Annotated in this window: 12 protein-coding genes; 7 read left to right on the top strand and 5 right to left on the bottom strand. The window is 37.8% G+C overall.

The window, feature by feature from the left end; translation table 11 throughout:
* The first annotated feature begins 5 nt into the window (after positions 1–5).
* The 5 genes from BK580_RS04500 (at position 6) to rodA (ending at position 4,860) form a co-directional block, all read left to right on the top strand.
* On the top strand, positions 6–611 hold the full coding sequence (locus BK580_RS04500) for an RNA polymerase sigma factor (RefSeq protein ID WP_078379206.1): 606 nt from the start codon (positions 6–8) through the stop codon (positions 609–611).
* Positions 565–1,374: a hypothetical protein gene (locus tag BK580_RS04495; RefSeq protein WP_078379205.1), complete on the top strand. Its 810-nt coding sequence runs from the start codon at positions 565–567 to the stop codon at positions 1,372–1,374. The genes BK580_RS04500 and BK580_RS04495 overlap by 47 nt, the downstream gene beginning before the upstream one ends.
* 14 nt (positions 1,375–1,388) lie before the next feature.
* Complete coding sequence (locus tag BK580_RS04490; protein ID WP_078379204.1) at positions 1,389–2,255, top strand: ATP-binding cassette domain-containing protein; 867 nt, start codon at positions 1,389–1,391, stop codon at positions 2,253–2,255.
* 308 nt (positions 2,256–2,563) lie between these two features.
* Positions 2,564–3,718: a putative lipid II flippase FtsW gene (gene ftsW / locus BK580_RS04485; protein WP_078379203.1), complete on the top strand. Its 1,155-nt coding sequence runs from the start codon at positions 2,564–2,566 to the stop codon at positions 3,716–3,718.
* Complete coding sequence (gene rodA, locus BK580_RS04480) at positions 3,694–4,860, top strand: rod shape-determining protein RodA (RefSeq protein ID WP_078379202.1); 1,167 nt, start codon at positions 3,694–3,696, stop codon at positions 4,858–4,860. The genes ftsW and rodA overlap by 25 nt, the downstream gene beginning before the upstream one ends.
* A 74-nt stretch (positions 4,861–4,934) precedes the next feature.
* Here the strand turns inward: rodA and BK580_RS04475 are convergent, their stop codons facing one another.
* Together BK580_RS04475 and BK580_RS04470 are read right to left on the bottom strand one after the other, a co-directional pair.
* Positions 4,935–5,708, bottom strand: coding sequence for an SDR family oxidoreductase (locus BK580_RS04475; protein ID WP_078379201.1), 774 nt, complete (start codon positions 5,706–5,708; stop codon positions 4,935–4,937).
* A gap of 91 nt (positions 5,709–5,799) precedes the next feature.
* Positions 5,800–6,045, bottom strand: coding sequence for a YueH family protein (locus BK580_RS04470; protein ID WP_078379200.1), 246 nt, complete (start codon positions 6,043–6,045; stop codon positions 5,800–5,802).
* Between the two features lie 162 nt (positions 6,046–6,207).
* On the opposite strand from BK580_RS04470, the gene BK580_RS04465 reads away from it, so the two are divergent.
* Positions 6,208–6,804 carry a biotin transporter BioY gene (locus BK580_RS04465; RefSeq protein WP_078379199.1) on the top strand — a complete coding sequence of 199 codons (597 nt, stop codon included), beginning with the start codon at positions 6,208–6,210 and terminating at the stop codon, positions 6,802–6,804.
* 246 nt (positions 6,805–7,050) lie between these two features.
* Here BK580_RS04465 and BK580_RS04460 read toward each other — a convergent pair whose 3' ends face one another.
* The 3 genes from BK580_RS04460 to BK580_RS04450 form a co-directional block, all read right to left on the bottom strand.
* A complete protein-coding gene (locus BK580_RS04460; RefSeq protein WP_078379198.1) occupies positions 7,051–8,382 on the bottom strand; it encodes a Na+/H+ antiporter family protein in 1,332 nt (443 codons plus the stop codon).
* 256 nt (positions 8,383–8,638) lie between these two features.
* Positions 8,639–10,147, bottom strand: coding sequence for a leucyl aminopeptidase (locus BK580_RS04455; protein WP_078379197.1), 1,509 nt, complete (start codon positions 10,145–10,147; stop codon positions 8,639–8,641).
* 63 nt (positions 10,148–10,210) lie between these two features.
* Positions 10,211–10,591, bottom strand: a complete 381-nt coding sequence (locus BK580_RS04450) for a DUF309 domain-containing protein (RefSeq protein ID WP_078379196.1) — start codon at positions 10,589–10,591, stop codon at positions 10,211–10,213.
* Positions 10,592–10,865: 274 nt separating this feature from the next.
* On the opposite strand from BK580_RS04450, the gene BK580_RS04445 reads away from it, so the two are divergent.
* Complete coding sequence (locus tag BK580_RS04445; RefSeq protein WP_078379195.1) at positions 10,866–11,348, top strand: divergent PAP2 family protein; 483 nt, start codon at positions 10,866–10,868, stop codon at positions 11,346–11,348.
* Positions 11,349–11,358: the final 10 nt, after the last annotated feature.

Here is an 11,358-nt window from a genome sequence, read left to right as displayed (position 1 = left end):
CAACTTTGATAAGCGATGAACAGCTACTCGAACAAATGGCCAATGGAGATCAAGCGGCATTCGAAGCCTTTATACATCGGTACCACGCGCCCATTCATCAATACATTGAAAGACTATTGAAAGATCAAAAAAAGGCAGAAGATATTGTGCAAGAAACCTTTATCAGACTGCTAAAACAACTACAGCAAAAAAAAATCCCTACTTATCCAAAGGCTTGGCTATATCGGGTTGCTTCAAATTTATGTCGGGATTATTGGCGCAGCGCTCAATATCGCTCAGAAGGAACTGCAAAAGATGAAATGCCAGTTACCGTGGATCAACAATCATCCGTTATTGAAATATATGAAAGACAAGAAACAAGAAAAGAAGTGCTAGCTTCCCTTAACACACTATCAGAATCACAACAGCAAATCGTAACACTCAGATTTTATCAGGACATGAAGCTTAAGGAAATAGCCGAGATTCTAGATATTCCATTAGGAACTGTGAAATCTAACTTATTCCATGCCTTAAAGAAATTAAAAGGGGTATTGTCTAAAGAATTGGAAAAGGAGGCGGATAATCATGAAGGAACAACAGAACGACCAAGAGCTTTATCAACTAGAAGATGAGATGAAGGACATGTTCTCTTCCTATGTAGTCAAAACGCCATCTAGTCAGGACACGAAAGCTTTAATTGCAGCACTGCAGCCTGCTTTTAGCCAAATCTCAGAAGACGAGGAACTGGAAATCAATTATGAGTCGCTTAAACACCCTTCACTAATCTCACAATTTAAGTCTCAGATTTCTTTTTATCAATGGCATTTCTGGATTGCAAGTTCCATTATTTTTATCATGCTCACTTTATATACTTCTAACGTACATGTATCTAATGCACCGATTTTCTATTTGTTTGCTATTCCTTTATCCATGTTGGTTGGAATATTCTATACGTACCAGTCTTGGAACAAGCAAATGCGTACAATAGAGGGCATTACACCATTCCCACCTGCGTTGTTAATTTTAAGTAGAATGATTATCATCTTTGCGATGAATATCATTTTTGGTGTAGTGAGCTCCGTTTATCTTAGCTTTACAATGGATCAGTTTTATTTACTACCATTTCTGTTACATTGGATTGCACCTGCCTTGTTTATCTTTGGATTGTTTGCTTTTTGCATGATGAACAAAGGAGTTAAAATTGGGCTAAGCATGGGAATTGTAACTTGGATTGCAATTATTATAGCGGAAGCGTTATATATGGATATTAGTCATCATTTTACTATTTCGTATATTCATATAGCTGGAATACAAGGGGCTTTCTTTATTCTTGGTGCTCTGCTTTTATACCAGGCATTTAGAAAAAGCTTCGTGCTACAATCGATCCACCAATAAAGGGGTAAGACAAAATGATTACCGTAAAAGACGTGCATTGGAACTACAAGAAATTTTCCCTTTCAATAGAGGAACTAACGTTGGATAAAGGAATTACCATTTTAGTAGGTAACAATGGATCTGGGAAGTCTACCTTGCTTCATTTATTATCTACAGCCAAGAAGCCTCTTAGTGGAGGTATCTATTATGATAATGATACAATAGATACAAACCTTGCTCTAGTTAGAAGTAAGATAGGCTTTGTTCCTACGGGCTTAGAGTTGTATCAAGACTTTACACCCTTAAAATTAATGATGTATATGTCCCAGCTTAAAGGCATAGCTAAAAGCTTTGCCCAACTGCAAACCAAGAAATTATTTAAAATTTTTCATCTAAATGATGTTTCGAACCAAAAGATTAAAAAGCTTTCACAAGGTATGCAACAAAGACTAGCCTTAGCTCAGGCTTTCTTGGGGAAACCACAGTATATCTTTTTAGATGAACCACTCAATTACTTAGATATTCATGAACGTAAATGTTTGTTAAACTATGTATCATCACTCTCTTCTCAATGTGTAATTCTAGTTGCAACACATGAGCTTAATGAATGGGAGAATGTCTGCAACTCTGTGCTTTGGATGTATCAAGGAAAGATACTTTTTCACAAGAGAAAAGAATGGTGGAAACAAAACCTACCTACTAATGTGTGGACCGGCGAGATACAGGATGAGAAGTATGATGACTTCTCCAACAAACATCTTATCGTTTATGCAGGGCGTATGCGGAATAAGTTAATAGTGAGATGCGCCTCACACGAGCAACCAGCGCCACATTTCACACTCACTCTACCTACAATGGAAGATACCTTTTTTATTCGTAAACATTATCATCTAAGAAGCTAACGGATATTAGCTTCTTTTTTTGTTTAAGAGGGAGGCGGCTCCGATTATCGGGGGGCTAGTTCTGCCGGTTCCACATTTCGGGGGGTCTAGCTCCACCGGCTAGCTCCTCGAGTCATAAGTCATTTTCCTCCAGAGGTCCAAGTTCATGACCTCCTGCGGAAACTGTCTTATGCTTGTCGGAGCTGAACGAGCCGGTTCCACATTTCAAGTTGTAATATACTTTTCACATATTCCCAATATCTTTGTAATGGGCTTGTATTGTATAATTATTTTGGGAGATTCTTTTTGTTTTTAAAGGAGTTAATAAAATGATTACACATTTTAAGAAGTTAGATTGGGTTTTGATAACGGCTATTGTGTTGTTATGCATTTATGGATTAGTTATGATTTATAGTGCGGGTATGCTGTTGGGGATAGATGAATACGGCGATTCTGCTTATTTTTTCAAAAGACAGCTAACTTGGATTTATTTAGGAATCCCTATTTTTATCGCAGCCATCATAACTCCTTACAAACTATATGATAAATTAACACCTTTAATGGTTGGTGGCATTATTTTTCTGTTATTTTTAGTAATGATCCCTTTTATTGGAGAAGTTGTAAATGGATCGAGAAGATGGATTAAATTGGGTGGTTTTCTCTTTCAGCCTTCAGAAATAGCAAAATTAGTAATGATTATTTATTTTGCAAGAGTCTATGCAAGAAAACAACCTTATATAAATCAGTTTGTAAAAGGAGTCCTACCTCCTTTAGGTGTATTAGCATTTATATTTTTCTTAATTATGATGCAGCCAGACCTCGGCACAGCAACTTCTATTCTGGTTGCTTGTGGAGCAATTCTTATCTGCTCAGGTGCTAAGTTTAAACATATTCTATTGTTAGGATCGGCTGCAGCTATTATCGTAGGGACATTAGCAACAACCGCTAGCTACCGTTTAGAACGAATCACTTCGTTTATTGATCCCTTTGCAGACGCACAGGATACAGGCTTTCAATTAGTCAATTCCTTTATTGCGATTGGCGATGCAGGCCTACTTGGTAGAGGCTTGGGGCAAGGGATTCATAAACTTGGATATTTACCAGAAGCTCAAACTGATTTTATCCTTGCAGTCATTTCAGAAGAGCTTGGAATACTTGGAGTTTTATTTTTATTTTTACTCTATTCTATTGTACTAATTCGAGGCGTTCAAATTGGGGTTGCGATAAAAGAGCCTTTTGGTAAGCTCCTTGCTTTTGGAATTACCTTTCAAATTTGTAGCCAAGTGTTTTTTAACGCAGGAGCAGTTAGTGGAGTTTTACCAATAACAGGGATTACTTTACCTTTCATTAGTTATGGTGGCTCATCATTACTCATAACAATCTTTGCTACGGGAATCTTGGTTCATTTATCGAAACATGCGAATTTAGCTAGAGAAGCTCGAGAGGAGACACAAACATCATGGGGACAGAAAATAACAAGTTAGAGTATAATCGTGTTGATTATACATTGTTATTTCTGCTGTTTTTACTATTTATTATTAGTTTAGTAGCAGTATATAGTGCATCTGGTCAGTATTTTGCCAATGACCCTTATTATTTTGTAAAACGGCAGATTATATGGTACATACTTGGAATTGGAATCATGATTGCAATCATGTTTTTTGATTATGAGTTGTTAGAAAACTTAGCACTTCCTTTTTATTCGGTCGGCCTCCTTCTATTGGTTGCTGTTGAATTTTTCGGAACTGTACGAAATGGATCACAGCGTTGGATTAATCTTGGTGGTTTCTTGCTACAACCTTCCGAGTTTATGAAAATATTCTTACTGTTAGTTCTTGCAGGAGTAATTTATAAATGGACGAAAGAGAAGCATGAGTTAGAAAATAAACCACCACTCACGGTCGTGATTAAAATTATTGCCTACTCACTTCCCCCATTTTTATTAATCTTAAAACAACCTGACCTTGGGACGGCACTTGTAATTGGTGCAATTATGGTCACTATGATCTTTATTAGTGGGACATCTTGGAAGGTGCTCTCAGTTATGATAGGCGGCATAATCTCCGGATTAGCGACGTTGGTTTATTTGCATAACCACCAGTTCGAGCTATTCTCTAAGTTTATTAAACCCCATCAATTAGAACGGATATACGGTTGGCTTAGTAGAGAAGAATACGCCTCCTCCTATGGGTTTCAATTAACGGAAGCCTTAAAAGGAATTGGTGCTGGACAAGTTTCAGGTCGTGGACTATTAGAGGGTGTTCAGTCTCAAAGTGGACGAATCCCTGAAGTACAAACAGACTTTATCTTTGCACTAATTGGAGAAGAATTTGGTTTTGTAGGAGCTACCCTAGTTATTTCCATCTATTTCATCATGATTTATCGATTAATCATTATTGCAATCAGTTGTGATAATCCTTTTGGAACCTACTTAGTTACTGGAGTAGTTGGTCTATTAGCATTCCAAATTTTCCAAAATATTGGTATGACGCTCGGTCTTATGCCAATCACAGGATTAGCGCTTCCTTTTATGAGTTACGGTGGTAGTGCCTTGCTCACTAATATGATTGCGATGGGCATAGTCATGAATGTAAAATTTCGTACGAAGCAATTTATGTTTAATTAATAGTTGTTTTTATAGTGTGGAAGCGAGTTTCAATGGTGAAACTCGCTTTTTTTACTATCTTCTATAGAGTACCTCTACCTTCTAAATCCTCCTTCTGAATGAATCACCTGGCCTGTAATCCAATCCGCCTGTTCACTTACTAAAAACGCAATTGTCTTCGCCACATCTCGCGGTTCTCCTACTCGTCCAAAAGGAAACATAGGTTGTAGTTTTTTCTTGATAGCATCTGTCATCCATCCAGTATCAGTGGGTCCTGGATTAATTGCATTGACCGTTATCCCGAGCGGTGCTAGCTCAGCTGAGAGCGTAAGCGTAAAAGCGTCAACCGCCCCTTTAGTCGTTGCATAAGCTAATTCACCAGGCATCGGTCCTTGAGACTGCCCTGATGTTAAATTGACAATTCTTCCACCTGATTGCTTGTTGAAAATGCGCGCAAAATGAATACTTAATAGTGTCGTTGCTCGAATATTCACCATATAATGTTTATCTAACTCTTCAGCCGTTAAATCTGAAAAATCGTTCGTAGTGGAATAAGCTGCATTATTTATTAAGATATCAGGAGTACCTAGTTGTGATTGAACTGCCAGCATCAACTGTTCGGCTGCATCACTACGGGACAAGTCTAGTTCCATACTTGCTACACTAACACCCTTCTTCAACAATTCACTTTTCAACTGCAAGGGTTCGTCTTGTTCGATCTTCCAAGGCATTTCTCGATCATATTCCGTCCAAAAGGTGAAAAATATATGATAGCCCGCGTCCGCTAGTTCTCTACAAATCGCCGCTCCTATTCCTTCTAAGCGACTTGCTCCGGTAACGATTACTAGTTTATTTTTTAAATGTGGCATCCCTAATCCCTCCCTATTTTTACATTAGCAACAAAAGAATTTTTGTACAAGAAGAAAAACATCCTTCGCAGCTTAAGCGAAGGATGTCCTTTTACATTTCTCGTACCCACTGCACAAGTTTTAACGCTAAATGCTGGGCTTTTTCTTCTTCTCCTTCTAAAGAAAACTGAAACTCCTCTTCTAATCGTACAGTAAGTGGTATGTTCTCCTCTTCATAAGGAATGATGGTCGACCATTTAATTGCGGGAATAGCAACAAGCGTTTGTTCTTCCTTCTTGTTTTCATGTATATAAACACTGTATGTAGCGCTTTCTAAATGAGCTTTTCTAATTTTCACAGTTAAGCTAGCCTCCTATTATAATGTCCTTCTTATTTTATACAGGATAAAGGCAGGATTCAACTGTTGTATTGTTAACCATACATAAAATTATGTTGACAGACAAGAGGTTCATAGATTATCATTTCATTGTTAACTACATCACGCAAAGGGGTTTACATTATGAAGCGTTCACTTAAGACACTCGACATTACATATGCAGCGATGTTCGTTGCACTAATGGCAATTGGAGCAAATATTACTTCTTGGCTTCCATTTCTCGAAGTAGCAGGTATTCCTTTATCTATGCAACCATTTTTCTGCGTTTTAGCGGGGATTCTACTAGGGTCACGGCTTGGCGCTATATCTATGTTCGTTTACTTATTAGTTGGAGTAGCAGGAGCTCCTGTGTTTGCTCAATTCGGATCAGGGATGGGCTCTGTACTTGGGGCTTCAGGTGGTTTTCTTCTTTCTTATATTGTTACCGCATTTGTGGTCGGATTAATCGTAGAGCGACAAGCAAATCCTGGGCTAAAAACCTTTATGTCTGCTTCTTTTGTTGGAATTATTCTTATTTATTTTATTGGAACAACTTATATGTATTTCATCGTTAATTATGTATTAGAAGGAACTATGAGCTACCTAGCTGCTTGGGGTATTATGGCTTGGTTCTCAGTGAAGGATCTTGTCTTCACTATCCTTTGCGCATTGATTGCCCCTAGACTATACCATACCCTCAACAAAACTACTAAACTAGCTAATACACGCAGAATAGCATAGAAAAAAGAGCCAGATACTACCGAAAATTAAGGTACCTGGCTCTTATTATTTTAGACTCAGTTTAGTGCGTTGTTGGTTTTTAGGTAACCAGCTGTTGATTGGAGCACGAGGCGAAGACTCCTGCCGGGAAGGTAGCGCTTTGTGGAGACCCCACAGGCGCATAGCCGAGGATGCTCCACAAGCGCCCCGCGGAAAGCGCAGCCTCGTGCGGAAATCAACAGCGTAGTTGTTTAACTCACCCTTATTTTATAACACCATTGCAGCAATGCAACCGAAGATAATAAGTGGAATATTGTAGTGAATAAAGGTTGGTACACACGTATCCCAGATGTGATTGTGTTGACCATCTGCATTTAAACCTGCAGTAGGACCAAGTGTACTATCAGAAGCAGGTGACCCAGCATCTCCAATGGCAGCAGCTGTGCCAATAATAGAAATGGTTGCTAATGGGCTAAAGCCAAGCTCCAAACAGAGTGGAACAAATATTGCTGTAATGATAGGCACAGTGGAAAATGAAGATCCTATTCCCATTGTAATTAGTAACCCAACCATAAGCATCGCAAATGCACCAAGGAGTTGGTTAGAACCAATCCAATGTGATGAAGAAGCAACGAGTGTTTCAATGTGACCAGTTTCTCTTAATACACTAGCAAAACCAGAAGCCGCAATCATCACGAACCCGATGAATGCCATTAATCTCATCCCAGAAGTTAAGATAATGTCTGACTCACTATATTTCATAGCTCCACCAGCATACAAAACAATAATTCCGACTAAGGAGCCGTAAATCATCCCTTGCACACCAACAACTTCCGTTAAGTATAATTGAGAACCTAGAGAAGACACGACCGCAATTATTGCCAAGATTAGCGATTTTTTTGTATAGCTAGCAGTTACTTGCCCCGCTATATCTTGTTGTTTATAAATGCGTGGTTTACGATAACTAAAAAATATTGCCACTAGTAAACCAACGACCATTCCAGAGGTTGGGATGAGCATTGCGAAAGGAATAGATTCTGTTCCAACTTCAAGACCACTCTCTGCCATATTTGTTTTAAGAATATCATGAAATATCCCCCCAAACCCTACCGGTAATAACATATAAGGGGCAGTTAATCCAAACGTAATAATTGTTGCAGTAAGCCTACGATCAATTTCTAACTCATTTAATACCTTTAATAGAGGTGGTATTAAAATCGGTATAAATGCAATATGAACAGGTATGACGTTTTGGGACATAATAGAAACAGTTAAGATAATGAATAAAATAAGTACTTTAGAGAATCCTTTTTTAAGAGAATCTCCCTTAGATCCAACTACTTTCAACGCACCTTCTACTAAAGCATCAGGTAAGCCTGTTTTGGATAAAGCGACGGCGAACGCCCCGAGCAATGCGTAACTTAAAGCAACAGCAGCATTTCCACCCAAACCTGCAGTAAAAGCATTAATCGTTGTCTCGACCCCTAAGCCTCCTACAATTCCACCAGCAAAGGCTCCTATAACCAAAGACAATACAACATTTATTCTAAGTAAACTTAATAAAAGCATAACTAACACAGCAATAATAACGGCATTCATGACAATTTCCTACCTTTCTTCTACAATACTACCAAAAACACTTTACTATATTAAACTATTAGAGAGTTAGAGTAAAAAAGCATGTCATAAAAATAGCATAGACTCGCAGTATTTGTCAATGCAAAACCAAAATCCCCAAAAATACACGCCAAAACAAAACATGAAATTACCAACACCCTCCCAACATTGAAAAAATCACCCTCCACAGACAAAAAAAATAACGCACCCAACTAGGCACGTTATTCTTCAAAATTTCTTATACTTCTTCTGTCTCACCGAATCGTAAAACAAAGGTTACAAGCGTACGAACCATTACGCCCGTACCACCAGCTGGCCCTAAGTCATAATTTGATTTAGCAGTAGCAGTTCCCGCAATATCTAAATGTACCCATGGTGTATCCTCAGCAAATTCACCAATAAATGCAGCAGCAAAGATAGCATGACCATCTCGACCAGGTGAATTATTTAAATCGGCAACTTTACTATTTCGGACTCTCTCTTTTGCATGTTCAAAAATAGGAAGTCTCCACATTTCTTCACCAGCTTCATGGGAAGCTTCTAATATTTGTTCAAATAAAGCTTCATTGTTTGTCAAAGCTCCTGTTGTATGGTTACCTAATGCAATAATTACACCACCAGTTAAGGTTGCCACATCTACTAAATAGTTTGCGCCATGATGTTTTGCATACGTAATAGCATCAGCTAAAACTAAACGTCCCTCTGCATCTGTGTTCAGAATTTCAATCGTCTTGCCACTCATTGATGTGATAACATCATCTGGTTTAAAGGCATTTCCATTTATCATATTGTCCGTTGAAGCAATGACGGCCACGACGTTTTGTTCAGGCTTTAATTCACCGATTACTTCCATCGCACCAAGAACTGATGCCGCTCCACCCATATCTGACTTCATGCCTACAATTCCATATTTTGGTTTAATAGAATAACCACCAGTATCAAATGTAATCCCTTTCCCTACTAATCCAATGACATCGGTCCATTCTTCTTTTCCCTGATACTTAAGGACAATCATCTTTGGAGGTTCCACTGAGCCTTTATTAACAGCTAACAATGCACCCATCCCAAGCTTTTCCATATCCTCTTTTTCTAAGATTTCCAGCTCAAAACCATATTTAGAAGCTAATTCAGCAGCATAGTTTGCCATATCAGTAGCAGTTAGCATATTACCTGGCAAATTCACGAGAGTACGTGCTGAGTTTGTTCCAGTACCGAATTGAAATCCAACTTGTAGACTTGCTTGTACCTCTTCTATGTCTGTGTCAGTAATAACCGTTACTTCTTCTAACTTAATCTCAGGCTCATTTGATTTCTTTTTATACCCGTCATAGATATATGTAGCTAAAGGAATCGCTTCTCCTAAAGCATGAGCGACATCTAACACATCTGTGGAATCTGTCACAAAAGTATCTAAAGCAACTGCTATACTACTTAGTTTTGATTCTTGGATTGTTTTACTCACTCTTCCAAAAACCTTGCGTATTTCTTCAAAATTCAGCTTCTCTTCTCTGCCTAAGCCCACGACAAAAATTCTTTTAAAAGAAGTTTTTCCAAACGTATGTATTTTGACAATTTTATTTTTCTTTGGGGATATATCCCCCTCTTTCAATAATTCAGTAATTTGTCCTGCTAATTGTTCATCAAGTTCCCCTAATAAACCTTCTACTTTTTTATTTTTTTCAGATATTCCTATAATAATTGCTGCTTGTTGCTCAGTGAAATCCTTATGATTTTGAACTTTGAACATTCTAAAGCACCTCCAACATATTCTAATTCTATTATATCGAATAACAAAATATATTTCGAGTTTCTAATCATCTTCTAGTAGAAGAATTAATGTAGGTAAATTGGGCAATTGAGGAACTTCTTCGTATGGGACACGATCTATCTCTTTTGGCAAGATAACTAAACATCTCTCGATAAACTCATTCACCATTTCTAGATTTACACCCCAAAATTTAGGACGGTATTTTTGAATGTAAACATATCCAGCCTGCATCATCAATCTCGCACCCTTTACATTTCCATATTCATAGTGATAAATAGCAACTGTCATTTGCAATAAGCCTTTCAAAAAATAATTTTCTTTGTCTGTCATCCAGATCTCTTCCAACAAATCATGACAAGTATAATAATCTCCCTCATTAAAAGAAACAAAGAATTCATAGTATTCTTCTGGGTATATTACCATTATTTATCCCCTTTTATAAATTTGTCCTTTTTTTATCTTAACAAACAAATTAAAATGATTCATAATAATAAGAATAGTAGAAACTGCTCATTCAACAAAATACCTTAAGCAAGAATCTACTTACTTAAACAATTAATGATTTCTCACCGTAAATTTATGTAAGAAACCCTCCTAACAAAAGTGCTACATCATGTTAGAAAGGGGTATAGTAATAGGATAAGAATTTTCAAAAAAGCAATGATAAAGTACAACATAGAAAGGGCGTTTAAGAAACATGGAATTATTTTCAAATTTCCCTCTATGGGCCGCACTAGCTGCAATTGGTTTTGCACAATTTGTGAAAGTCCCCATTCAGTTTATTGCCACAAGAAGAATTGATTGGTCACTCCTTACAAGTACAGGTGGGATGCCTAGTTCTCACTCTGCTGCTGTTACAGCACTTGCTACTGCTGTTGCGCTTGAAGTCGGATTAGCATCTCCTATTTTCTCCGTTGCTGCCGTTTTTGCTATTATTGTTATGTTTGATGCAACGGGTGTAAGAAGGCATGCTGGTGAGCAGGCGACCGTATTAAACAAATTAGTCGGTGACTTCAACCGATTTGTCGAAGAAACAAAGAAATGGCCACAAATGAATGAGCAAGAGAAGGCAAAGGACTTGAAAGAACTGTTAGGTCATAAACCAATAGAAGTATTCTTTGGTGGCTTAACTGGGATTTTACTAACACTAGCCCTTCATTATTTCACAGAAATTTGGTAGGTAGGTGATT

It is taken from the genome of Sutcliffiella halmapala, assembly GCF_002019665.1.
Lineage (GTDB): Bacteria > Bacillota > Bacilli > Bacillales > Bacillaceae_I > Sutcliffiella_A > Sutcliffiella_A halmapala.
This window is presented reverse-complemented; position numbering and strand designations above follow the sequence as displayed.